We start from the raw sequence: 24,609 nt of genomic DNA, 5'->3' as shown, positions 1-24,609 counted from the left end.
CCGGCGGGCGCCTGCCAGTGGAAGAGGCCCAGGCCAGCACATTGATGCACTCACCATCGCCACATAAAACGACGAAGCCGTGTTTCGAATGGCATTGAACCTGGCCCACCAATCCAATGAAGCGCCCGTGGTTTTCGAACCGTACGGCTGCGTCGATGCGGATCTTCTCGCCGTCGTAAATGGAAAATGCGCCGGGGTAAGGGGCGCCGACTGCACGGATAAGCCGGAGCACCGCGCCGGCAGAAGCATTCCAGTCGATGAGCCCGTCTTCGGCGGTTCGCCTCGCACAATAGCTCGCCTGGTCATGATCTTGCTCTATTCGTGGCGGGTTATCGGTCTCAACGAGCGCAACCGCCTCAACCACCATCTCGCTCAGATTTACTGTGTGCTTGGCATAGAGGCTCCCAGCGGTTTCGTCGGCTGCCACGGTAAACAGCCGCTGAAGCAGGATGGGGCCAGTGTCGATGCCTTCATCCAACCAAAACAGTGTTGATCCGGTCACATCTTCGTCCCGCAGTATCGTCCAGGGAATAACGGCACGACCACGTAAACGCGGCAAGGCGGCCGGGTGGAACCCGATTGTGCCCAGGCGGGCGACATCTCGAAACGGCTGACGGCAGACTTGCGACCAGCCAACGACGAAGGTGAGGTCGGGCTCAACCGACGCCATAGCCTCTAGAACGGCAGGGTGATTGATGTCTGTGGTGTAGCAGACGGCACATCCGGCGCTACGCCCAACGGCTCCTAAATCGGCAAAATCGGAGTGACGCCCGGCCGACTCGGGTGGCAGGGTGACAACCAGTGCAGGAGCGCGCTCCATCTTTATGAGCGCTTCCAGAGCGATTATGGAGCTCTCAACGGCGCCGACGAAAACGATACGCATGATCCAATAACGGCCGAACTATCGAAAAGCGCGCAATGTCCTGCCCCGACGGGGCAAAAAGCGATGTGATCCAATGTGAGCTGAATTGAACACAATAATGACCGCAGTGTCCAGCGCAGAAAACTGCCAGCTTCTCCTTCTAGGGCCTGCCCGGGAAGGGATATTGCAGCAACGGTATCGTCAGTTTGCGCCGCGAGAGGAGAAGGCTGCTGCCGCCTTGCCCTGCATGCGCAAATGGCGTTTTCCGAAACTTAATGATCCCTGGTATCGATATCCGCGCCCGTTTCGAACGCCCGTGCCCAGCATATTCGGCACTCGCCTCTTCGGCAAGAAATGGCAAAAGATGAGGCGATTGAATAAGTTAAGCCTGATGCCGCCCAACTACAGGCGGCGATAGGCGATACTAAAATATTGCGCCTTACTAAACATTTCACTAATCTAGCCAGATAGAGAAAATTTGCTGCTTTAGATGGTTTCCATGACGACATTCGTTCCTGATGGCAGCCTATCTGCTCGCGATCACTACCGGGAAAGTGTCGAACTTGCGGTCCAGCGCGAGGGGAATTCGGTAGGTCTGCTGGATGCTTGGGCCTTGATCAGACGGCGCATGCGGCTTCTTGCGTCAGTGATTGTCGGGTGCACCTTGCTCTCTGCGATAGCATCGTTCACGCTGCCGAAAACGTACACCGCCAATTCCGAAGTGGTGCTCGAGCGGAAAGATGTTCGACCATTTGCCACTGATGCTTCTTTGACATCCCTCGACCGCGATCGCTCTGCGGCAGAAACCGAAATGGATGTTTTGCAGTCCAGGCAGCTTGCTGGCCGCGTCGTCGACAGATTGAATCTCACCAACAACCCGAACTTCAACCCGTATGCTCGCGGGGCCGAACAACCGCCAGACTTCGGTGGCCAAATTCTTAGGTATTTTCAAGGAATTGTCGGAACCGATCGGTCGCCTAAGACTGTTAGAACTGTGCCGGGTCCGAAAGCTCAACGGGACCGCGCAATCTCGTCACTCCTGCGTCAGTTCAATGTCAGCCGGACTGGGGAGAGCCTAGCGGTAAAAATTACCGTATCAAGTCCAGATCCCAGACTTGCTCAGGAAATAGCCAACACCATTGCTAACCTGTACGTTGAATCGTCACTCGAGTTCAAGCAGGACGAGCGGATCGCCGACAAGCAACGGGCCCTTAATACGGGTGGGGCGGTAGGGTTCCTTCGGCAAAGCATGACGCAACCGCTTTTGGTCACATTGCGGTCCGAAGAAGCCCGGTTGCTGCAAAGTAGAGCCGAGATCTCCGCCAAGTTTGGCAAGAATCACCCTCAGATGATTGACGTAGATTCGCAAATTGCGGGCGTGCGCAGCATGATCGAGGATGAGGTTCGTCGTATTTTGTTGGATCTTGAGGCGGAATCTCTAAAGCCAAGCGCTCGAATTGTATCGGCGGCGGAACTTCCGAATTCACCATCGTTTCCTGTAGCGAGTATTATTGTTCCGGCGGCATTCGCCGGTTCGACGTTGCTGGCCTTTTTGCTCGCGCTCCTGTTTGAAGCAACTGATACGCGAATCCGCACCGGACAACGCACCGCGCAACTCCTGCGAATTCCCAACTTGGGCTACGTGCCCAAGCTTCCGAAGCATTTGTCGTCGCAGGGAACTAAGCGGTCATTGTGCGCACCAGACTGGAGTGATGGGACATCTGCAGAAGCAGAGCGGTCGATCTATATGGCTTCCCGCTTCTCGGAGGCTAAAAAACTGCATCGCGTTGTGATGGTCACGTCTTGTCGTCACAACATTGCAAACGCATCAACAGCCTGGGGGATTGCGACTGCCGCAGCAGCAGACGGCCGCCCCACCGCCTTCGTGAACCTGGATTTCCATCAACACAGCGTTCCCTATTTGAAGAGCATGGGGCGTTCGCCCGAACTCGTCGAGCGCTATCTCAACAATGAAGCAGCGCTCGCTGATGTTGTGCAAACGATCCCTACCTTGCCTGGGTTGGGCTTTCTTGACGCGACGCTCGCAATGTCGGAGCCGTTCAGACGAATTGACTCTGACAAACTGTGTGAACTGATCCAAGCGCTCAAGCAGAGCGGGTATGATCTCATTGTGCTTCACGCCCCGCCTGTCCTCACCTCTGGCGATGCGACTTGGCTCGCACCCTTTGTTGACGCGGTCATCCTCACCGTTTCCTGGGGCGAGACAACCGAGGACCAATTATTGGGGGCTGTTTCCCAGCTTCGGATGAACCATGCGCCACTGATCGGCACCGTAATTAACCAAGTTAATCCTGAAGTTCATAGACGCCACCGCTACGGCGGCTATGTGATAACCTCGGGACGCTTTCCGGCGAGTGGCTGGATTAGGGGCCATTCCCGCGGAAATGGTGCAATCGCCGACCGCCCGACCAAAGAAGCGAACACCTTGTCCGTGCTTTCGGTGGGGGCCGCGCCCAAGTCTCCGTCGAAGGTGTTGTAATTCTGGTATCCCGAAAGCTTGGCCGGTTCATATGGTGTTGCTGACGTCGAGCAAAGCTAGCCTGTCGGAGGAGATCGTCTGAGAAGGCTGGCCTGCAAGTTTTGCTCGATGTCAGGTCGTTGATCCAGCACTTGTTGCAGAAGGGAGAGCTCCAACATGAGTAACGGGGAGCCGTGGACCGTGTGCTTTCCTTTCATAGGGGACTTTATAGGTGGAAGCCATCTGTCCGCCCTCGGACTTATACGAAACCTCCCGAAGGCGTCCTTCGCGCCCTTGGTTGTCCTCCATGATACCGAGGGGCCGGTAGCAGAACTGTTTCGCCGCGAAGCTATCGACTTTGAACCAGCGCCCGTTTTAAACCGCCTGGAGCGGGCCGGTGCGCGCAACGGCGCGGCAGCGCTCAATGTCGCTCGAACTCTTCCTGCGATTGTCAGATATTTGCGAGCCAGGAACGTCGCAATCGTGCACACCAACGACGGTCGCACGCATCTCATGTGGGGCCTGGCGGCGCGATTGGCCGGATCGAAGCACCTCTGGCACCACCGTGGCGACGCGACTTCTTTCGGGTTGCGACGCATCGCGCCCTGGCTTCCGAACCGTCTCGTAGCCGTTTCGAAATTTGCGTCGCCGCGCCCTGGTCTTTTTTCCGCTGCGGCCAAATGCAGTGTCGTTCATAGTCCATTCGACGTCATGAAAGCGATAGAGGTCGAGCGTGAAGATAGTCGACGAAACATCATAGCCACGGTCGGATGCTCGCCGGAAACAAGGCTCGTCGGATATGTAGGAACCCTGGTTGATCGCAAGCGGCCAATCCTCTTCGTCGAGGTGCTTGCGGCCCTGCAGCGGTTGGAGCCGAATGTCGAATTTGCGGGGCTGTTCCTGGGTAACGCTCTGAACGGGCTTGACGACGCCGCAAGATCGCGCGCTCAAGCCCTTGGAGTCGGCGATCGCATTCATTTCATGGGTTTCCGCTATCCGAGCGAACCTTGGATCGCGGGGCTGGACGCCCTTCTGGTAACGGCGGTGAATGAACCGCTCGGAAGGACGCTTGTCGAAGCGATGCTGCTCGGAACGCCAGTCATCGCAGCCGACTCGGGTGGCAATCCCGAGGTTGTCAGGGACGGCGAAACGGGCATGCTCGTTCGCCCGGACGATCCGGCTGAATTCGCAAGAGCTTGCCTAAGACTGTTCGGCGATTCCACCTATCTTGCGCACATCGTGGAAACGGCTCGTAACGAAGCACGCGCCCGCTTCAGCATCGAGCGCCACGTGCACGCGATCACGGCGGTCTACGAAGATCTATTACGCACGGGCGATACTACAGCGCCGCGCGCCTTATCAGACGCGCAAAGGTCGCTGTAGCACAGGTCGATTCAAGGAGACATGCAGTAGGGGTGCTGACCGAGTGCAGGCCCATCCCCGGTGACGGAGTTGTGATATGCGGCGCGAGGCGACAGTGTCCGAAATCGGCGAAACAACGACACCTCACATTCATTCTGACAGCCACCTGCGCACACTGCCTGCAATCGAGCGTGCTGTCCTGTACACGGGCGTGTTTTTAGCGCCCTATGCGACACTGCGGTTTTCCGAACTGTTCTTTACGCTCAGCGATTTCTTTTTCTGTCTTAGTCTTTCCATTCTTTTCATAACTGGACGGATTTGGAGTAAGCCGCTCGGCGAAGCAACGCCACTTTGGCTTATCGCGTTCACGCTCTTGTTCGTCGGGCTAATGATTGGCAGCATCTTGCACAACAGCCCCGAACGAGGGCTGATCGTGACGGCACAGTATCTGTTCGCCTACGTAATTCTAATGTTCATTCTGATCCGAGATGAACCTAAGGTAGCCTATCGTCTGGCGGCCATTTTCCTGGTCAGCATGGTTCTCATCGATATTCACGGTATCATTACGTTCTATGCGATCGGCTATGTGCCTGGGGAGGGAAAGGGCGTCGTTACCGGGGGACGGCGTTTGGCCACGCTCCTTCGAAACCCGAACTTGGCTGCGGCGATGAATGCCTTGACGCTGCCAATTCCGCTCTTTTTGTGGGCGACAGGCCGGATCAAGTCATATGTCGCTTTACCGGTGATAACGGTATTTATAGGTACGGTAATACTTACAAGCTCGAACAGCGGCCTCTTCGTAACATCGATTTGCTTGATTGTTTTTACTGCGTTCCTTTCTACGCCTAAGTTGTTATTACGTTTAGCGCTTGCGGCCGGCATAGTTGTTGCGGTTGTGGGGGCATTTGGAAGCAAGGACCTGTTGCCCAAGACATTTCAAACGCGTGTCTTGGGCGCGCTTTCCTCTGGCGACATATCTGAAGCGGGAACTTTCGTTTCGAGAGCCGCACTTATCGAGGAAGCACTCCAGGCGATATCCGATGAGCAGATTGCGTTTGTGGGATTGGGCGCAGACCAGTTACGAGAGAGAAGTGTACAAACTGCTCCCGTTCACAATCTTTATCTTCTCCTCTGGGCCGAAGGAGGACTGCTTGCGCTCATGGGCTGGATGATGTTTTCAGCAGTCGGCATGCTGCATGGATTTGCGATCAGAAAGGCTGGAGGAGATAAGAGGGCACTGGCCGCGATGATTACGACCATTGTCGTTTTTCTCACGGTTGCTTTATTCAATCCGCATATGTACGCGCGGTATTGGACGATCCCAATTTTCTTGTGCTGCGGACTCGGCCTCGCGCAACTCCGGCAGGCAGCAAAACGTTGCTAGGGCGAATTTGAGCCGAAAGGCTTTGTGGCTCAAGCGAAGTTTATTGTGCAGCCGCGTGAGGCTGCAAGGCCTCCATATGTAATAAATATTTGAAGAATAGTTGAAAAGGAAGCGCGTTCAAGGCTGATCGACAGTAAAGCCTATCGGATTGCTAATCAGGCATACATGCACTATCATTTCTTTGCTTCATTTGTTTTGTTGAACGAGAGCAGCCATTCACAGCCGGAAGTTGGACGGGCTGGCCCACGCGGTTCCCGTCCGATTGTTAATGAGGTCGCGGCTATTTCGTGCCGACCCTTCTAGTGATGGCGCCCGTGGCAACAAAATTGCAGTCGACCCCATCTGCTGGTCGGGCATGCGCAGCCTGCCTCGATGCGCGTAAGCAGAATTGAAGGCAAGCTCAAGCCCTCTCATATGAAAGGCTGTCATAATGACCTCGCAACCCGCTCGTATTGCTTACATCGCAGGTTACGGGCGGAGCGGGACCACCATACTCGACATTGCGTTGGACCAGCACGATGCCGTTTTGGGGGCGGGTGAGATAACGTCGCTCACACGGCATGTTTGGCGTCACAACGAATATTGTGCATGCGGCAATCCGATTCGGGACTGCAGTTTCTGGAGCACCGTTTGCCAAGAATGGTTTGCGAATTCGGACTCGAGACTTATGTCAGAGTATTGCGCCCTTCAAGCAAAATTCGAGGGTCTGTCCGTGCTTGCAAAAGTGTTTTCCGGGCTGGGTCTGGGAAAGCAATTTGCACCGTATGCGCTGCACACACAGCGTCTGATGAACGCGATGCTGTCCTGTTCCGGTAAGCAAGTCATCGTCGACTCTTCGAAATTGCCGGGAAGGGCGATGGCGCTTGCGCAAATACCGGGAATTGACATGCGTGTCATCCACATGGTGCGTGACGGGCGCGGAGTGGCCTGGTCATTGCTAAAACCCTATGCGCGTGACGCAAACTCGGGATTGCAAAAGGAGATCCGACCAAAATCGGTGTTTAGAACGGCGTTGCGGTGGAGCATAGTCAATCTTGCGGTCGAGTATCTCTCGCGAAAACTAGGCCCTGATAAAGTACTGCGTGTGAGGTATGAGGATTTCGTCTCAGACCCCGTCGCTACCATGCAGCAAATCGGGGTGTTCCTCGAGCTTGATCTTCACCAAATCGGCTCTTCTCTGCAGAATGGCGACCCCGTCGGTCCCGGGCACCAGGTCGCAGGGAACCGGCTGCGGATGGCTGGATCTGTCGCACTCACGAGGGACGAGTCGTGGCGAGCCCGAATGCCGGCCGGTCAGCAGGTCTCCTTCGAGCGGTTGTGCGGCTGGATGCTCAGACGCTACGGCTATCTTTAAGCATCGCCCGCAGGAGCGAGGAAAACTTATGCTGGCTGCGCGTTCAACTGCTTCGCGAAGGTCCCGACACTGGCACAGCCCTGGCTATGTCGCGGCTCCGCTGATGTTGGCAGGGCTACTCCTTGGATCGTGGACCGGGCCTGTGCGGGAGGCCGAGGCTGCAACGGCAGTCCGGGAACCTCTCTCACCCAGGCTTCCAGACGGCAGGCAGCGTGCCTTTCCTACGGCTGAAGGCTTCGGCGCCGGTTCCCTTGGAGGCCGAGGCGGCAAGGTGATCTATGTCGTTAACACGAACGAGTCGGGCCCAGGATCTCTGCGTGGTTGCGTCGAAGCGTCCGGGCCTCGCGTTTGCATTTTCCGCACAGGCGGTACCATAACGCTACGCGAGAAATCGCTCGTGGTCCGAAATCCGTTCTTGACCATTGCCGGGGAGACGGCCCCGGGCGGCGGCGTCGCCATCCGGAACGGTGAGACACAAATTCGTCCTTCCATTGAGATTTCGACCAACGACGTGGTCATAAGGCACATTCGCCTCCGCCCCGGGCCACATGCGCGAAAGGCTTGTTGTTCTGGCGGTCTCGGGATGTACTCCGAGGCGGCAAGAGACATCATGCTTGATCATATCTCCGCCAGCTGGGGATCGGACGAGACGATAGATTCCGAAGACGCCAGCAATTTCACCTGGCAATGGGGAATTACCAGTGAGCCGCTGTTGAAAGGCGGCCCGGGGAAAGACGATCGTGCTCGCAACATGCTCTTCACCAAGGGCGGCAACGTTTCGGTGCACCACTCGCTCTTTGCGTTCGGCAGGTTCAGAAATCCGCAGATAAAAATGAAAACTCCCGGCGCGGTCGCGGATGTCGTCAACAATGTTTTCTTCTCACCTGCGTGGCAATATGTCGTCAGCTTTGGCGATGAATGGACGCATATTCAGGCCAATGTCGTCGGCAATTACAAGATTGCAGGACAGAAGCTGCGCAACGACCACATGGTGCAGCTTTTCAGCGAAAGCGGGCTTGGGCACTCGATCTATGTCAAGGACAACTACGACGAGCCCTATCGTACTGAACCTGACCAGGATGACAGCTTGGTTCTAACCGAGGATCAAAGACGGTTTGTTGTGAAGGCGCCGTTTAAGGTGCCGACGGTCCGCACTTCGGCGCCCATGGTCGCCTACGACGAAGTCCTGGCGGAGGCCGGTGCCACAAAGCCTGAGCGCGATGCGGTCGACAAGCGCATCATTGAGGCCACCAAGAGTCGCAGCGGCCGACTGCTGAAAACGGATCCGCGCGACGTTGGCGGATGGCCCGACCTCGACGCTGGGACGCCCTACCAAGACGGCGACATGGACGGCATCTCAGATGATTGGGAGGCCAAGAGCGGCCTCGACCCGGCGAACGCTGATGATGGTCGGGTGGACATGGATGGTGACGGGTGGTCAAACCTTGAGGAGTTCCTCCATTTCATGGCCGGCGATCCCGAGGGCGGCGATGCCGGGCCGACCCCGGATGCACAATGAGCTACTGCATGTTTCCTTAAATCATAGCGGATTCATGGAAACATGGCGGGGCATCGGAATCGAAACGCTCGTGGGCGGCCGGCTTCCAAGCCACTCTCGCAAGAACTACTGAGCGTTCCCATTTCTCAGCCATCCGTTCAGGTCCCTGCCGATGATAGCGCCGAGCTTCTCTATCTCCGTGGCGTAAAAATCGCCAATGCGTTCCCGCAGTTCTCCGGTCAACGGCGCGTAGTTCACTTCGGCAGCGGCGATTGACCGCATTCTCTTGAATGCTGCATTGTTCCTGAAGGGGGCGACGATCGGCTTCAACGGGCGCAGCAGACGGCTCAACGTCGGGCTTATCATCGGCTCCGCCTTGTCTTTGACTTTCTTCTCCAGAGGCATGAGCGGCAGATCGTCCGTCATCTTCAGGAGCTTGCGAACGCGATCGAGCTGTGCGCACGCATCAATTCGCATGTCTTCGTAAAGCACGACAAGTATCTGCTGGGCCGGAAACCGATCGAAATAGGCTCGCAACTGCTGAAAATAGAGACCGCCGTTCAGGAAGCGCCCGCCGGCACCCAAGCGTGGGTCGAGATATTGGGCGATGTCGCGGCCGACTTCGCCCCTGCGGTATAGCATGCAATAGTCCGAGTAGGCCCGCTCGATGGGATTGCGCAGCTGTGCGATCAGCATCGCGTCGGGGAGTTTCTGGCATATTCGCTCAGCTGCGCCCTCTGTATCCATATAGGAATTGGATTTTTCGCCGACCAGACGTCGATCCTTCTGCCCTCCGAAGTTCGAGAGGTACCACTCGTCTCCACGATCGTAGTAGCGACTGAAATAATGCAATTCTGGACCCGGCATGTAAATACGGGGGTGCTGTTGCAGCGATTGCTGGAGCCATGTCGTGGCGCTCTTTGTCGCGCCGATAATCAGGAAATCGATATCGTGCAACTTCATGGATTTCCTCCGTCACAGGTCTCGAGAGAAGCGTTCTGCTATCTTGCCTATGTCTGCCGATATGCGGCCGCCATCATCCAGAGCCAGATGGCGGCCATGAGAATATGAGCCAGATTGGCGCCCATTGGGCCGACCCGCGGGATCAGCGCCAACGCGGTGCCATGAAATGCGATTGTTGCGACGAGCGCGCTGCTTAAAACCCGGTCCTCCCGCCCCATGGCCAGAAGCGCTGAGCGCGTGACTGTACCATACAACGTCATAGCCGCTGCGATGGATTGAGCGACGACCAACGGGCCCGCCGCCTCGAATTCCGGACCGACAGCCGCTCTTAGCACCGGATCGATCGCCAAATACACGCCGCCGACCAGCAATATTCCGAAGCCGAGAAGAAGCACCCGCATTTGTGTGACGGCCCCATGAAACGCTTCAATTGCGCCCGAGGCCCAGGCCCGGGCCAAATCCGGGTAGAGCACGGCCTGCACGTGATCTCCGATTTGCAGCGTCATTCGGCCAATGCGCTTGGCAATGTGATAAAGACCCGCGGCGGTCGGGTCGGCCAGGTACCCGACGAGAAGCGTGTCGAGCTGGTTGGCACTCGAACGCAGGGTCAATGACAGGTTCGTCGAGATCGCGAATTTCCAGAGACCTGGAAAATGAGCGGTGATACCACGAACAGGAGCCTTAAGCGTGCTCGCCAACATTCCTTGTCTTCGCAACTCGGCAAGCGAAAGGAAGACGATGTTCAGCGAGCCGAAGATGTGCGCCGCCATCCATATCAGGACGAATTCCTGCAAAGTACCGCCGAAGGCAAAGCCGATTGCGCACAATCCCGCGCGGACAATGCTCGAAGCGACCTGGCCATAGGCGATTGATCGAAACTTCCCGAACAGGCGCAGCACGGCAATCGGCATGCCGGAGATCTGAAACGGCAGAATGGCGCAAAAAAGCGTGACCAGTCCGGACATCTCGGGCGAGATCCCGAGCAAGGGACCGAAGGCCCACACGAGCGCCACGGCAATCACGCATCCGGTCGCCGCTGCACAAACGTCAAGCACAAGGCCGAACTTGAACAACGAAGCGAGCGTTTCCGTGCTCTTCGATTGCGCGCCGAACTTGATCAGTGGCTGCCAGGACTGGAAGTTCACGAGCCGCTCTATGGCGCTCGTGTAGGTGAAGCAAAGCGCCAAGACGCCATACTCAGACGGACCGAGCGCCCTGGCCGTCAAGGCGAATCCAACGAGGCCCAGCAGAGAGGTAAGCGCATTCCCTGTAAGGAGATGCCTTATGTTTCCCAGTCGGCCTTTCAGGCCTTTTTCCTCAGCGAGTATCTTGTGGAGGCGGTTGAAATATTTGGCCAGCTTTTCTCGAATCGCCAAACGAGACCTCCTGCGTCTAACGAGGCCGCCTGATCAAAAAAAGGCGCCGCCCTTCGGCCGTGGCACGGGGCTGATGCCCCTATAAATCTATCAGGAGTGAGCCCGACACCGCAGGGCAGGACACCTGCGCGGCCTCCTAGGCGCATCGTGGTTGAGCTTCCAGGAAAGTCGCCTTGCCGATCACCCGGCGCAACAAACAACTAAAATCCTTTGACGGGGCAGTATGAGGGAGAATATAGTCGCGCAAGATATTTTGATAGCCTTTTCTTTGTTGCTTTTGGAGGGCGGTTGCGATGGGGACATTACCTCCGCTAACGGCCATGAGCTTGTCCCTACGGGTTTGGGGCGCGTATATCTTGGCGATCGTGCTGTTGGTCGGCGGACTCTTGGTAGTCCCGATGCCGCGTGCGTCTGCCAGTGACTATCGGCTCAACACGGGAGATGTTCTGACCTTCGACTTCCTCGACGATGCCGAACTGCCAATAATCGCGACCATTTCCGGCAACGGCGAAGCACAGTTCCCCCTTATCGGTGGGGTCAACGTCGTGGGTCTCACGATAACGGAGGCCCTGGAAAAGCTTGGCAGCGAGTACCGGAGACGCGACATCCTGGTCGATCCAAAGCTGTCTCTCAATATTTCGACCTTTCGGCCGATTTTCGTCCTCGGTGAGGTCAGGAGCCCCGGTTCGTTTCCCTTCTATAGTGGGCTAACGGTAGAGCAGGCCATCGGCCTCGCAGGCGGTATGCAGACTGTCGCGGCGAACGCGTCCGACCGGCTCATCGTACGCGCCCGCCTGCGCGGGGAGATAGAGTCCGCAAGAGCCGAAATCGTTCATGAGGCCATCTACGCGGCGAGACTTGCGGCGCAGTTGAAATCCAGCGAGAAGGTCGACCTTAACGACGTTCCGGAGGTCGCCCGCACGCATGTCGAGGAATTGCCGTTTGAGGGCGTCATCGAGCTTGAGGAGAAGATCCTAAAGGAGGATCTCGCCGCCTATAAATCGCAAGCGCAAATTCTCACGGAGGGGATTGCCCAGGCCGAGGGTGGGATAGAGATACTGAACGAGCTCGTGCAGCAGCAAAAGGATATCGTGAGTAACAGCGTTGACGATGTGGCGCGCGTCGGCGCGCTCCGTCAGCGCGGGCTGAACACCGAAAGCGAGCTCTCGCGCGCGGAGAACAGCGCGGCAACGGAAAAGGCCCAACTCCTGGAAACCTTTGCGACCCTTGCGCGTACGCGCCAGGAGGTGAGTGAGCTGAAATTGCAACTGGTGAAGCTCGCAGCTGACAGGAAGAAGGATATTCTGACCCAGCTCCAAGAGCGTGAAATTGCCATCAAGAAACTGATTTCGGAGCAGCGCTCCGCTGAAGAGCAGATCCTCCTCATGGCCGCGGTGGCTCGGGATGAATCGAAGAAAAATCAAATCTCCTATGCTTATGAGATCCGTCGAAACCCGGTTGGCGGCAAACCGACCAGCGTTCCGGCGTCCCTCGTCACAGAATTGCTGCCGGGCGATGTTGTCGTCGTGAGTATCACCGGAATGTAACGTTCGCAGGCAAGTGATATTTGAGAACACCACGCGCCGAGGGCCATTGAAGTGAAGCCCAATCGAGAGCATGCAGTCTTCGCTTTTGGTTTGTCTGCCTCGTCGGGATCATATCGTCTCAAGCGCGTTCTCGAGTGTGCGCTTGGCGGAATGCTTGTCGTCCTCTGCGTACCGCTGATGGCGGTAACGGCGATCGTCGTTTGGGTGAGCCTTGGGTCGCCGTTGTTCTTCACCCAGGCACGCACCGGTTCGGGTATGCGGGTCTTCACGGTCGCCAAGTTTCGCACGATGACGGACGCGCACGGACCCGACGGCGCATTGTTGCCGGACCACATGCGACAGGCCGCTGCCACCGCGGTGCTGCGCAGGCTTCGCTTCGACGAGCTGCCGCAACTCCTTGCCGTGTTAAGAGGCGACATGTCGATCGTAGGCCCGCGCCCGCTTCCGTTAGCGACGGTTGCAAGCTTCGGTGACCTTGGCCGCCTGCGCTCGCTGGTCGCTCCCGGCATGACGGGTTGGGCCCAGGTGAATGGCAATACACTGTTATCGGATGAGGAGAAGATCGCGCTTGATCTCTGGTATGTCGCGCACGCCAGCCTTTGGCTCGATGTGCGAATTCTGCTGTTGACCCTGAAGACAATCGTTTTCGGCGAGCGCGTCAACGAAAAGCACCTTAAAATGGCGATGGAATTTCTTCTACGTCATTCCTGCGGTCCGCAGCCACGAGGGATGATGCGATAGCGTCTCGCAGCAGGTCCGGTGAAGGAGGCGATGGTTCGGGCCCGCCAGAACAGGGGGAGTCGGGCGCAAAAACCTGGGCGCATATTTTGTTCGCCACGCGGGGATGCGCGTCGATGGCGACAAGGTCTCTTGGAGTTTCCATGGACGGTTCGCATTTGTCTTTTGGACGCACTTTGGTTGTCGCTCCGCATCCTGATGATGAGGTGCTGGGCGCCGGCGGGACGATCGCGAAGCTGGCTTCACAGGGCGAGGAGGTCTTTGTCGCGATCGTAACCGAGGGAAAGCCGCCGACATTCGATGCAGCGACGATCGCCAAGATTCAGGCCGAGGCGAAGGAGGCGCACCAAGTCTTGGGCGTGCGGGAAACGCTTTGGCTGCGTTTGCCTGCCGCACAGCTTGCGGAAACCGCGCACGCGTCGCTCAACGATGCGCTGCTTGACCTTATACGGCATCTGTGCCCGCAAACCGTGCTCGTTCCGTTTGTGGGCGACATGCATATGGATCATCAGTTGACCTTCACCTCGGCGCTGGTTGCTTGTCGGCCGCATCAGGCGGGGTTTCCGAAGCTGATCCTCGCCTACGAGACGCTTTCGGAAACGAACTGGAATGCTCCGTACTTGTCTCCGGGATTTCTGCCGAATTTTTTCATGGACATCACCGAGCATCTCGAGGCGAAGGTTAAGGCCATGCAGCTATTTGCATCGCAGCTGCGCGAACCACCACACGAGCGTTCCATAGCGACATTGCGTGCGCTCGCCACTTTGCGTGGGGCGACGGTGATGCGTCCTGCGGCCGAAGCGTTCGTTCTGGTTCGACACGTCGTTTGACTTGGAGACCACCGACCGCGGCGTTTCGGCTCCGGTCGGAGGCGGATGAAATGCGGAGCTGGAGGGATAAATGGCGCGCTGGCCGATTTACGACGAGGAGCAGATCGAAGACGTCGTCTCGGTCCTTCGATCGGGCGAGGTGAATGCCTGGACCGGACCGCATGTCCGCAACTTCGAGAAGCTTTACGAGCGCTTTCTTGGGGTGAAGCACGCGGTGGCCCTGGCGAACGGATCGGTGGCGCTGGACCTGGCGCTATATGCGCTCGGGCTTCAGCCTGGCGACGAGGTGATCGTTACCCCGCGTAGCTTCATCGCCTCGGCCTCTTCGGTGCCGATGGCGGGCGGGATCGCGGTCTTTGCCGATGTTGATCGCGATAGCCAGAACATCACCGCGGAGACTATCAGGGCGAAGCTGACACCGAAGACCAAGGGCATTATCGCCGTCCACCTTGCCGGGTGGCCCTGCGACATGGCGGCGATCATGGTACTCGCGCGCGAAAATGGGTTGTGGGTGATCGAGGACTGCGCCCAGGCGCACGGGGCCCAGATAGACGGTCGACCGGTCGGCAGCTTCGCTGACATTGCAGTCTTTTCCTTCTGTCAGGACAAGATCATTACCACCGGAGGCGAAGGCGGGCTCGTGGCGATGAGCGATGACGAGTTGTGGAAGAAGGCGTGGAGCCGCAAGGACCACGGCAAGTCTTTCGATGCCGTCTACAACAGAGACCACCCGCCTGGATTCCGCTGGCTGCACGAATCGATCGGGACAAACTGGCGCATGACATCTATCCAGGCCGTCTTGGGATCGCGACAATTGCGGCGCCTCGAGCAATGGCACAGCATTCGGGCGCACAATGCTGCCATTCTCGCCAAGGCCGCCGAGGAGATCGACGCTTTGCGTACGCCCCTTCCTCCCCCGGGTGCCCGGCATGCCTGGTATCGGTTCTACACGTTCTTGAAGCCGGAGTTTCTTATGCTGGGATGGAGCAGGAACCGGATCGTCGCGGAGATTAACGGTGCCGGGGTCGCCTGCTTCAGCGGCAGCTGCTCGGAGATTTACCTCGAGAAGGCATTTGCGGACTTAAGCATGGGGCCAGTCGAGAGATTGCCGAACGCGCGCGAGCTCGGAGAGACGAGCCTCGCATTCCTCGTCGATCCCGCTCTCGACACGGCTGCGGTGGGGAGGGCTGCACAGGTTCTCCGGGAGATAATGGCAAGCGCCACCTCAACGAGAGAATCTCGCCGTGTGGGTCGGACGTCATAGCCCCGGCAGAAGAACCGCCACGGGCCTGTCGAAGCTTTCGAGGAGGTGGAACGGTGCTCGATCCTCGGCGCATGCGTAACAGCCTAGTAGTTGGTCGGCACTATTGCCGGTCTAGGGGGCGGTGGCTCATCTGTTGGATTAAACGCCAGGATGCTCATCACGGCAGCGATGAGGATGCTAATGAGCGCCAGAAAGGTCATTCCTGCTCTATCCATCCCGCATATTGGCGAGGTGAATGTGCGCAAAACGCGGCACTAGGGAGCGGGAACTCAGATGCTGGCTGTCGTGGTAAAATTTGCCTTAACGCAGGCAGAGCAACTGAGGGGGAGCCTTGGAAAATCCGACGCGCCTTTCTGGTCCTCGTGGTGATCAGGAAGCCAAAAGAGCGCGCAGTTTATAGGCCGCGCTCCTTGTAGTTTCAAAGGGCGGCTTTGATTTTTTCAGCGACCTCTGGTTCGCTTCACCGGTCTGGTGACGACTTCACCGGGTGGATACTATTTAACGTGGAACTCGAACCGAAAACTCCCGTCTGCGAGGTTGGTCTTACGAGAGTGGCTAGGATCGATAGCGAAGATCACGCGCGATAGTCCATGTCCCACCGCTACGATCGAGTAGTGCGTCAGCGCGAATGTACCAATTGGCGGATGAGGGATGCAATCGGCAGGCAGCCCACGTAGTATGGTAGTCATCCGGTCTCGCTGCCGGCGCAGCTAATGGCTCGCCTCGGAAGCCGCCGCCTGCATCTCATCCCACAGCGACGACGCGGTTCTTGCGAAAGCACTATAACCGGATTCAAACGGATGGCCGTCGCTGTCCGGATAAAAGCGCTGTCCGGCCAGGATAGCTTCCTCCAACGCGTCGGCAGTTACAGCAACGGCGCTGCGATACGGCAAATCAAGACGGTCGGCGACCTCCCGAATTTTCTCCTCGAGCGCCACCTGCCGTTCAACGCTGCGAATGAATCCGGGCTCGGCGATTGCAAGTTGGCCGCGGCGACGCAGATGTTCATAGATCACACGCTCTTTTGACGGAAGCACCAAGAGTCCGACCCGGCCCCGCCCTCGTTCGCCCCAATCGGTCGCGAAGCGTTCGAAATCCGCAAACATTGCGGCGATCTCGGGCGAGCTCAGGTCCGCCATTCGACCAGCGTCGTCGACAGAGCGCCTCGACACGAAGGGACATCCGTCCGGAAACATATAGTATTCGGATAGTACACGATCGTTGGCTGCGAAAAGGTAAGCGTACAAGCTCTTCGCGCGGTCCCTTATCACGTATTGGTAGGCGCTCAGAATCGCGACATTCTCGACGAGCTTCGTCTTGAGGCTAGTCGATCGCGCCTTGGTGCATTGCGAATGGCCTTCGGTTTGACCGATACGGGCTTGCAACTGAAGTCGCTCCTGCTCTGCAAGCCAGAAGTCAGAATGCGCGTCCATTATATCGCAAGCGGAAAATACCATCGCGAAGTCGTTGCCAGGGAAAACGGCGACAATAGCTCCTTTCGCCCCAGCCGCCAGCGCATCAAGTACAATGGCGTGGTAGGTGTAGATGCCGTAGCTCCCAACACCGAAGTTGTATGTGCGTTCGCCTGTGATTGCCTCGAAAGCCGCCGGCCAGGCGTGAGCGCTCTCGACGTTGTTGCCGTATGTCATCGAGTCTCCGACCGCCGCGACTTGGAAGCCATGATGTGCGCCAGCCAGATTCCGAAAGCCGTCCTCGTCAATGTCGCCAAGAGTGGGATCGAGGCGATAGCCGTACTTCGCGTCGATACTCCGATGCGACTGCGTGCCGATCGGAAACGGCGTAAACATGCGCAGCATTGCTTCCCCGGCTCCCAACGCCAGGGTCACCGACACCAACAGTGCGATCAGATTTTTCAAGTGTCTTCCACCTCTTCGCACGATCAGACGAGATCGCCCTGCGATCCGGCTACGATCTCCCCGGTGTCTGGCAGTAGGCGATGGGGCGGCCGATCAGGCTAGGTTACCCCCGCCAGATGCCTGCGGATGTTTGAATGGTCGATGAAGCGACTTCAGTCTGAGCAAATACTTCGCCGACATATGCGCCCCAGCCTTGAGGGAACCATAAGCTTGTTGTGCCGAAGGAATGCAAATTTGTCGTGCTGTCGATGAATACACGCGCGTGTATACTGCACGTCAGTGTTCTTGTAGTTTTTATCATGTGTTTCGTGACACAGCCAGTAGAAACACCCAGCTTGCAAGGAATGTTCTAGGACACAGTTTTAGGGACTGATTGTGCGTCTCTGCCAATGCAGCAACGATTCCGCACTGTCGAAAGGCCAATCCGCAATCCTTCTCGATTTGGCAAATGCTCCTTGAAAGCCGCATGGCGCCGCTGGCAGAGCTTTACGAAAATCAGTTCGGTAAGTTGATTGTCAGATGGAAAGTTCGCATTCTGTCGACAACGCACTGGCCATTGCGCCGCGGCCGCGCACTAGGCGCTGTGGCGCCGGCACCCTGCGGATCCGCTTGGTGGTCAACGGGAGCTGAGGTGCGGTCTTTGCTCCGATCGCTGGAGAACGGTGGAGGCGGGGATGGACAAGCGTGCAGCTTCTCGAGCGTCCGGATTGCCGGAGATCGCGGGAGCAAGGATAACGATCATCGTCCCGGCCTTGGGCGCGGGCGGTACCGAGCACGTCGTCAATCTTATTGCTAACCACTGGAACAGCACCGGTTGCACGGTGACGCTCATCACGCTGGAGCCGTCGGATGCTCGGCCTTACTACCATTTTGATCCGGCGATTGCCGTTGTCCGCCTGGGTGTGCCGCCCCGTAAAGCCTCGAAACTGCGGTCGGCCCTCCTCGTGCTTCAGCGATTGAGGCGCTTGCGGTCGGCCATTCGGCGGTCTCAGCCGGACTTCGTCTTAAGCTTTCTGACGCGAACGAATGTCTTGACGCTCCTGGCGACGATCGGCCTTGAGGTTCCGGTGGTCATCTCCGAGCGCAATAACCCAGCTTCGCAGCCCTTCGGGCCGATTTGGAGGTGGCTTCAGACAAGCCTGTACCCTCGAGCATTCGGTCTGGTCACGATGACCCAAGGGGCGTTGGATTATTTTCCGCCGAACATTCGCCGAAACGGATGGGTTATCGCGAATCCCGTCGATTTGCCGCTGGATTGGCAGAATAGACGCGGAAAGCGTATTTTGGCAGCGGTCGGACGATTGACCCACCAGAAGGGCTTCGACCTCTTGCTTGACGCCTTCTCCAGGATCGCCGACGCGCATCCCGAATGGCGTTTGGTAATTTGGGGGGAGGGCGACGAACGGCTTAGTCTCGAGGCATTGCGCGACGCGCTCGGATTGCAGAAACGCGTAGACATGCCCGGGATCACCGAACGACCCGGACTTTGGATTGAAACTGCAGATGCGTTTGTCCTTTCCTCGCGTTACGAGGGATGGGGGATTGTCTTGCTGGAAGCCATGGCTGCTGGCCTGCCTGTTGTTTCCTTTGAATGCGACTGGGGACCCCGGGTCATGATAACGCATCAGAGCGACGGCATACTGGTGCCGAGAGAGGATGTCGAAGCCCTTGCGAAGGCACTTGACAGGATACTTGGCGATCGTGCGCTCAGGGAACAACTGGGGGCGAGCGCTGCGGCGAGCGCCCAAAGGTACATGCCCGACCAGATACTTACCGAATGGGATGTGCTGGTCTCATGCGTATTGAAGCAGGCGTCGAAGATGCATTCGCAGACGCCTGATAACGCCGGCTAATCGGAGCGTCCCCTTCGGGCCGTTGCTTGACGGCGGCGCACGGCGTACGCATCTGCGCACGCCTCTCGTAGCCTTTTGTCCGCGTCGTATGGCTCTTAGGCAATCGGTGCGTTGCGCGTCTGAACCGTCCGAACGGTTTCCGGCCTGACGTATACCGCAAATATTTGATATAACTGGCCTTGCGCGGCTATTCAGCGCGATGACGGGGGGCGCTTGCATGAGTTCGAGTTTCAGGCCTGTTGGGCAGGGTTCGGCCATCGTCCTGTTCGTGCTTCTTCAGCTGATTTTCGGTTTCGGCGCTCCTGTGGCTGCACAGGAGGCTACGCCGACTGCGCCGCCGGCCAAAGTCCAGCAGTTGATCGAGTTGACGGATGATCCGGAGGTGCGGCAATGGCTGGCCGCCAAGCAGACGCCGCCGCAGCCGCAGGCCGCCACGCCGCCGGGCGGCGTCGCCTCGCAGTGGGTCGCTCAGATCAGGAGACATCTTGGCGGCATGCGCGAAGCCGCTCCGCGGATGGTCCCGGAATGGATGGCGGCACGAGAGCGCATTGCGGCAGAAATGCACGAGGGGAGCATGCCGATTCTGCGTGGTTTCGGGTTCGTGCTCCTTGTCGGCTACGGCGCCGAGTTTCTTCTGCGCTATTTACTGCGGCGGAGTGCACATCGAAGTGCAGTCCAGCCGGGATATGGCCTTGCCGCCTTTGTTCGCATTGCGCCGCTCGTGGTCTTCGCGATCGCGGCAATTGCCGCTTTCGTCTTGGCCGACTGGCCGCGCCGGCTGGAGGCGGCGGTCGCGCCACTCTTGATCGCCTGGATCGTCGCCCGGTTGCTGATTGCCGTCGCTGCGGCAATGGCGAGGCCGGCATACGAGAATGCGGATGGGGTCGAGACGCCGGAGCCAGGCACGTCGCCCGCACCTGACGTGGTACGGTTCTGGTACAGGCGCTTCGTGCTGATCGTCTGTGCCGCCGCCGCCCTCTGGGCCGTCATGGATATGATGCAGGCCCTTTCGTTCTCGGCCGATGTTCGGGACCTGACCGGCGCCGCTCTCGGCCTCGTCTTGCTCTGCATCGGCATCGACACGGTGCTCCGCCGGCCACCCCCCGACATCGCGGTCGGGCGGCGCATCTTGCGCAACGCGCTGCTCATTGCTTTCCTCATCCTGCTGTGGCTCCTCTGGGTCGCCGGCATGAGGGTCGGATTCTGGATCGGCATCTATGCTCTCGGCCTGCCGCCGCTGTTGCGCATCGTCAGCGCTGCGACGCGGACGATGCTGGACGCCGATGCGGCCGGCAACATCCGGGTGATGCGTAATGTGCTGATCGACCGCGGCGCGCGGTTTGCAATCATTGGTCTCGCCGCCGCCTGGCTCGCCATCGTCTTCCGCTTCAATGGCAGCTCGATGATGCAGGACGACGTCTTCAACCGCGTCTTCCGCGGTGTCCTTGCCGGCATCGTCATCCTGCTTGCGGCGGACCTGATCTGGCAACTGGCGAAGGAGTTCATCAATTTTCGCGTGAAGCAAGCCGGCGTCGACGTCGCGGATCCAATTCAGCTCGCCCGCAACATGCGTCTGCGCACGTTGCTGCCGATTCTGCGCAACTTTCTTGCCGCCTTCATCGCCGTGGTCGCCGGCATGATGGTGCTTTCCGGCCTCGGCGTCGAGATTGGCCCGCTGATCGCTGGCGCCGGCGTCTTCGGCGTTGCCATCGGCTTCGGCTCTCAGACGCTCGTCAAGGACATCATCAGCGGCATCTTCTATATGATGGACGATGCCTTCCGGGTCGGCGAATACATCCAGAGCGGCAGCTATATGGGCACGGTCGAATCCTTCAGCATCGCTCCGTCAAGCTGCGCCATCACCGCGGCCCCGTCTTCACCGTGCCTTTCGGCACGCTGGGCGCTGTCCAGAATATGAGCCGTGATTGGGTCATCGACAAGTTCATGATCAACGTCTCCTATGATGCCGACGTCGCCAAGGTGAAGAAGGTGGTGAAAGGCATAGGCGCCGCGCTCCTGGAGGACGAAGAACTCGGGCCGCTGATCATCGAGACCGTCAAGATGAAGGGTGTCGAGCAGTTCGGCGACTACGGCATCACCTTGAGCTTCGCCATGACCACCAAGCCCGGTCACCAAACCCAGATCAGGCGGCGGGCTCAGGCGATGATCAAGGAGGCCTTTGACGCCAATGGTATCAATTTTGCCTCGCCGACTGTGCAGGTCGCCGGTGACGAGGGGCAAGCGACCGCGGCCGCCGCCGCGACCCGCGATGCCATCGCCAAGAAGAACGCCGCATTGGCTGCGCAACAAGGAGGGGAGGCCGCCGCGGAATAGATCGACCGGGGAGGGTGCCGGCCGCGGCCAGTCGCCTCCATGTTGACATCGGAAGGCGAAGACGGGATAGCTCGCGCCGCATGAGGATCGCCTTCTACGCGCCATTGAAATCTCCGGATCATCCCGTCCCCTCTGGCGACAGGCAGATGGCTCGCATGCTGATCGAGGCGCTCAGGCTGTCAGGACACGACGTCCAAATCGCCTCGACGCTGCGCGCCTTTTCGCGCGAAGCATCGGATGCGGCCTTCTTGGATCTGCGCAAGCAGGCGGACGCGGAAATCGTTCGCCTTAGCCGGACCTGGGCCAAGGACGGACCGCCGGACGCATGGTTCTGCTACCATCCCTATTACAAGGCCCCCGACCTACTCGGTCCCGCGCTCGCTGCCGAATTCGCCATTCCCTATTTGACGGCCGAAAGCTCCTATTCGTCGCGCCGCAACGAAGGGGCGTGGAAGCTTGCCCAGGACGCGGTCGCCGACGGCGTTGGCCGGGCGGCGGTGAACATTTGCTTTACCGAGCGAGATCGTAGGGGGCTCGAAGAGGCGATACCGGACGGGCGCTATGCCATGCTTGCGCCTTTCATTGACGTGGGGCAGTTTCAGGGGACGCCTAAGGCGAAATCGGGCGACGCTCGCCTGATCGCGGTCGCTATGATGCGCCCGGGCGACAAGATGGACAGCTATCGGATGCTCGCGGCTGCGCTGCGACTGGTCGTCGACATACCCTGGACGCTAACCATCGTCGGCGACGGTCCGTCGCGTGCGGCGGTGCAAGAGACGTTCGCACGGTTGCCGGCGAGGCGGCTGGACTGGGCCGGCGAGAATGCGCCTGAAACGGTGGCGGACCTCCTCTTCGGCAGCGATCTCTATGTCTGGCCGGGCTTCGGCGAGGCCTATGGCCTGTCCTATCTTGAGGCGCAGGCGGCCGGCCTGCCGGTTGTGGCGCAGGCGACTGCCGGCGTACCCGAAGTTGTCAGAAACGGGGAGACCGGGCTGCTGACGGCGGCGGGGGATGCCAATGCTTTCGCGGAAGCAATCAGGCGCTTGCTCGGCGACGCTGCGCTGCGCGCCGAACTCGGCAATCGGGCGCGCCGCTTTGTTCTGGAGGAGCGCTCGCTGATGGCTGCCACTCGGCGTCTGGAGGCGATTTTCACCGCGTTTGCGAGGAGGTCAGGATGAATACCGGAGCCATCTGGCAGGCGCTGATCGACAGGCTCGACCAAATGCAGGAAGCCGGCCAGAGCGCCGATTTCTGGTTGCGCGACGACGATGCGGTCGAACCGACGGCGGCGCTTCATCGGTTGCTCGAATTGACGGACCGGTATTCGGTGCCGCTGACATTGGCGGTGATCCCGGCGCATACCGACGAGCGTCTCGAGCGCTGCCTCGCGGGCCGCCGTGACATCGGCGTCGCGGTTCATGGCTGGTCGCACGCGAACCATGCGCCTCAGGGAGAGAAACGCCAGGAACTCGGAGGACATCGACCCGGCGGCACGGTTTCCGAAGAACTGCGCAGCGGATATGCCCGTCTCAAGGCTCTCTTTCCCGGTTCTTTCGTGCCGCTCCTCGTCCCGCCGTGGAACAGGATCGATACGGAAGTCGTGACGGAGTTGGGCGCCATCGGATTCAGGGCGCTTTCGGTCTTCGGACCGGAGGCGAGCGGCAAGGCCGCCGCTCTTCTTCGGCCTGGCCTACAGATCATCAACACGCATGTGGATGTCATCGATTGGCGCGGAAGCCGCGCCTGTCGCGATCACGCGCAGATCGTTCGAGACATTCTCGCGAGGCTGGAGCAGGTGGCCAAGGGCGGAGGCTCGGTCGGTATTCTCACGCATCACCTCGTCCACGACGAGAATGTGTGGGCGTTTCTGTCGAAGCTGTTCGAGATTACGGCCACCCACCCGGCCAGCCGCTGGCGGAAGGTGTCCGATTTCATAAGTCGATGACCTGATGGTCGCGGGCCGCAAAAGCGCCCGCGAAGAATGCCTGTACTTCCTGTTCCATCGCGGCAAGTGCAGCATCGCTGCGCGAGGGGTCGTGGTGGAACATCGCAAGGCGCGGAATGCCGGCGGCCATCGCCAGGCGCGAACCGTGTATGCCGGTCGAGTGCCCGTAGCCGCGATAGGCCGCCATCTCCGACTCGAGATAGGTGCAGTCATAGACCATCAGATCGGCGCCGGCGATGAATTCGAGCAGTTCAGGATCGAGGATGCCCGGCTCGTGCTCGGTGTCATAGATGAGGGCGACGGCACGGCCGCCCCAGTCGACCCTGTAACCGACGCAGCCGCCCGGGTGGACAAGGCTCATCGTGCGGACCGTAACGTCTTTTCGAGGCGAAAGGGTCTCACCCGGACGGAAATCGACCGTGTCGAGGCTTGCCTGACAGATGCCCGGACCAACCGGAAACCACGGCGGTCGCATAAACTCGTCGATCATTTCCGCGGTGGACATCTTGCCGTGCAGATGGCCGGACCAGAAGCGGACCGCCGAGCTGCAGCGGTAGATCGGCTTGAAATAGGGCAGCCCGATGATGTGGTCGTAATGGGTGTGGGTGAAGAAGACGTCGAACTCGGAGACGCCCTCTGACATCAGCGACAGACCTGCCTCGCGCAATCCCGAGCCGGCGTCGAAGATCAACACCTCGGTGCCGCATCGGACTTCGATGCAGGGCGTGTTGCCTCCATAGCGCAGGAACTGTTCGCCGGACACCGGCAAACTGCCTCGTACGCCCCAAAACTTCACTCGAAAGGTGTCGTCCTGCATTCCGTTTCGGTTCATCCTACCCGCCTCGGGCACTTTGCCCGGGCGCGCTGATTAGACAAGCACAAATCAGGAGGGTCCTGCAATGCCATTGACTCTGGGACGCGGAAAGCTGTCGACATTCGGTCC

General features: G+C 58.9%; 17 protein-coding genes and 1 pseudogene. 13 read left to right on the top strand and 5 right to left on the bottom strand.

What is annotated here, in order from left to right:
- A partial coding sequence (locus N181_RS02130; protein WP_060563218.1) for a methionyl-tRNA formyltransferase occupies positions 1 to 883 on the bottom strand: 883 nt, incomplete at its 3' end.
- Between the two features lie 478 nt (positions 884 to 1,361).
- On the opposite strand from N181_RS02130, the gene N181_RS02125 reads away from it, so the two are divergent.
- The 5 genes from N181_RS02125 to N181_RS02105 all read left to right on the top strand — a co-directional run bounded on the left by N181_RS02125 (position 1,362) and on the right by N181_RS02105 (position 8,960).
- A complete protein-coding gene (locus N181_RS02125; protein ID WP_050994610.1) occupies positions 1,362 to 3,362 on the top strand; it encodes a GumC family protein in 2,001 nt (666 codons plus the stop codon).
- Positions 3,363 to 3,518: 156 nt separating this feature from the next.
- Positions 3,519 to 4,724: a glycosyltransferase family 4 protein gene (locus N181_RS02120; protein ID WP_037430225.1), complete on the top strand. Its 1,206-nt coding sequence runs from the start codon at positions 3,519 to 3,521 to the stop codon at positions 4,722 to 4,724.
- Between the two features lie 94 nt (positions 4,725 to 4,818).
- The gene (locus N181_RS02115) at positions 4,819 to 6,087 is read left to right on the top strand and encodes an O-antigen ligase family protein (RefSeq protein ID WP_370008831.1); all 1,269 of its coding nucleotides are present in this window, start codon (positions 4,819 to 4,821) and stop codon (positions 6,085 to 6,087) included.
- Between the two features lie 430 nt (positions 6,088 to 6,517).
- On the top strand, positions 6,518 to 7,441 hold the full coding sequence (locus N181_RS02110; RefSeq protein ID WP_037430227.1) for a sulfotransferase family protein: 924 nt from the start codon (positions 6,518 to 6,520) through the stop codon (positions 7,439 to 7,441).
- Between the two features lie 28 nt (positions 7,442 to 7,469).
- Positions 7,470 to 8,960: a hypothetical protein gene (locus tag N181_RS02105; RefSeq protein ID WP_037430229.1), complete on the top strand. Its 1,491-nt coding sequence runs from the start codon at positions 7,470 to 7,472 to the stop codon at positions 8,958 to 8,960.
- 105 nt (positions 8,961 to 9,065) lie between these two features.
- Here the strand turns inward: N181_RS02105 and N181_RS02100 are convergent, their stop codons facing one another.
- Together N181_RS02100 and N181_RS02095 are read right to left on the bottom strand one after the other, a co-directional pair.
- On the bottom strand, positions 9,066 to 9,902 hold the full coding sequence (locus tag N181_RS02100) for a sulfotransferase family protein (protein ID WP_037430230.1): 837 nt from the start codon (positions 9,900 to 9,902) through the stop codon (positions 9,066 to 9,068).
- Positions 9,903 to 9,949: 47 nt separating this feature from the next.
- The gene (locus N181_RS02095; RefSeq protein ID WP_037430235.1) at positions 9,950 to 11,278 is read right to left on the bottom strand and encodes a lipopolysaccharide biosynthesis protein; all 1,329 of its coding nucleotides are present in this window, start codon (positions 11,276 to 11,278) and stop codon (positions 9,950 to 9,952) included.
- A 398-nt stretch (positions 11,279 to 11,676) separates the two neighbouring features.
- On the opposite strand from N181_RS02095, the gene N181_RS02090 reads away from it, so the two are divergent.
- The 4 genes from N181_RS02090 to N181_RS02075 all read left to right on the top strand — a co-directional run bounded on the left by N181_RS02090 (position 11,677) and on the right by N181_RS02075 (position 15,657).
- Positions 11,677 to 12,825, top strand: coding sequence for a polysaccharide biosynthesis/export family protein (locus N181_RS02090; RefSeq protein WP_370009464.1), 1,149 nt, complete (start codon positions 11,677 to 11,679; stop codon positions 12,823 to 12,825).
- 51 nt (positions 12,826 to 12,876) lie between these two features.
- A complete protein-coding gene (locus N181_RS02085; protein WP_037430237.1) occupies positions 12,877 to 13,566 on the top strand; it encodes a sugar transferase in 690 nt (229 codons plus the stop codon).
- A 140-nt stretch (positions 13,567 to 13,706) separates the two neighbouring features.
- Entirely contained in the window at positions 13,707 to 14,393 is a 687-nt protein-coding gene (locus N181_RS02080) for a PIG-L deacetylase family protein (protein WP_037430239.1), read from the top strand.
- A 70-nt stretch (positions 14,394 to 14,463) separates the two neighbouring features.
- Positions 14,464 to 15,657, top strand: coding sequence for a DegT/DnrJ/EryC1/StrS aminotransferase family protein (locus N181_RS02075; protein ID WP_037430241.1), 1,194 nt, complete (start codon positions 14,464 to 14,466; stop codon positions 15,655 to 15,657).
- 710 nt (positions 15,658 to 16,367) lie between these two features.
- Here the strand turns inward: N181_RS02075 and N181_RS02070 are convergent.
- On the bottom strand, positions 16,368 to 17,534 hold the full coding sequence (locus tag N181_RS02070) for an SAM-dependent methyltransferase (RefSeq protein WP_037430242.1): 1,167 nt from the start codon (positions 17,532 to 17,534) through the stop codon (positions 16,368 to 16,370).
- Between the two features lie 674 nt (positions 17,535 to 18,208).
- Here N181_RS02070 and N181_RS02065 point away from each other — a divergent pair.
- From N181_RS02065 to N181_RS02050, 4 genes and pseudogenes are all read left to right on the top strand, one after another.
- Entirely contained in the window at positions 18,209 to 19,387 is a 1,179-nt protein-coding gene (locus tag N181_RS02065) for a glycosyltransferase family 4 protein (RefSeq protein ID WP_037435423.1), read from the top strand.
- 217 nt (positions 19,388 to 19,604) lie between these two features.
- Positions 19,605 to 21,721, top strand: a pseudogene (locus N181_RS02060) (mechanosensitive ion channel family protein).
- Positions 21,722 to 21,801: 80 nt separating this feature from the next.
- Entirely contained in the window at positions 21,802 to 22,899 is a 1,098-nt protein-coding gene (locus N181_RS02055; protein WP_037430264.1) for a glycosyltransferase family 4 protein, read from the top strand.
- The gene (locus tag N181_RS02050) at positions 22,896 to 23,666 is read left to right on the top strand and encodes a polysaccharide deacetylase family protein (protein ID WP_060563217.1); all 771 of its coding nucleotides are present in this window, start codon (positions 22,896 to 22,898) and stop codon (positions 23,664 to 23,666) included. Before N181_RS02055 ends, N181_RS02050 begins: the two co-directional genes overlap by 4 nt.
- Here N181_RS02050 and N181_RS02045 read toward each other — a convergent pair.
- Positions 23,653 to 24,483, bottom strand: coding sequence for an MBL fold metallo-hydrolase (locus N181_RS02045; protein WP_037430267.1), 831 nt, complete (start codon positions 24,481 to 24,483; stop codon positions 23,653 to 23,655). The two genes, N181_RS02050 and N181_RS02045, sit on opposite strands and share 14 nt — an antisense overlap.
- Positions 24,484 to 24,609 lie beyond the last annotated feature (126 nt).

It is taken from the genome of Sinorhizobium fredii USDA 205, assembly GCF_001461695.1.
Classification (GTDB): Bacteria; Pseudomonadota; Alphaproteobacteria; order Rhizobiales; family Rhizobiaceae; genus Sinorhizobium; species Sinorhizobium fredii.
The sequence above is the reverse complement of the archived record's forward strand: the minus strand, read 5'-3'. Positions and strand labels throughout refer to the sequence as shown.

Coding starts and splice junctions, on each gene's coding strand:
- N181_RS02125 (WP_050994610.1), top strand. CDS start 1,362: ATGACGACATTCGTTCCTGATGGCAGCCTATCTGCTCGCGATCACTAC.
- N181_RS02120 (WP_037430225.1), top strand. CDS start 3,519: ATGAGTAACGGGGAGCCGTGGACCGTGTGCTTTCCTTTCATAGGGGAC.
- N181_RS02110 (WP_037430227.1), top strand. CDS start 6,518: ATGACCTCGCAACCCGCTCGTATTGCTTACATCGCAGGTTACGGGCGG.
- N181_RS02105 (WP_037430229.1), top strand. CDS start 7,470: ATGCTGGCTGCGCGTTCAACTGCTTCGCGAAGGTCCCGACACTGGCAC.
- N181_RS02100 (WP_037430230.1), bottom strand. CDS start 9,902: ATGAAGTTGCACGATATCGATTTCCTGATTATCGGCGCGACAAAGAGC.
- N181_RS02090 (WP_370009464.1), top strand. CDS start 11,677: ATGCCGCGTGCGTCTGCCAGTGACTATCGGCTCAACACGGGAGATGTT.
- N181_RS02080 (WP_037430239.1), top strand. CDS start 13,707: ATGGACGGTTCGCATTTGTCTTTTGGACGCACTTTGGTTGTCGCTCCG.
- N181_RS02075 (WP_037430241.1), top strand. CDS start 14,464: ATGGCGCGCTGGCCGATTTACGACGAGGAGCAGATCGAAGACGTCGTC.
- N181_RS02065 (WP_037435423.1), top strand. CDS start 18,209: ATGGACAAGCGTGCAGCTTCTCGAGCGTCCGGATTGCCGGAGATCGCG.
- N181_RS02055 (WP_037430264.1), top strand. CDS start 21,802: ATGAGGATCGCCTTCTACGCGCCATTGAAATCTCCGGATCATCCCGTC.
- N181_RS02050 (WP_060563217.1), top strand. CDS start 22,896: ATGAATACCGGAGCCATCTGGCAGGCGCTGATCGACAGGCTCGACCAA.
- N181_RS02045 (WP_037430267.1), bottom strand. CDS start 24,483: ATGCAGGACGACACCTTTCGAGTGAAGTTTTGGGGCGTACGAGGCAGT.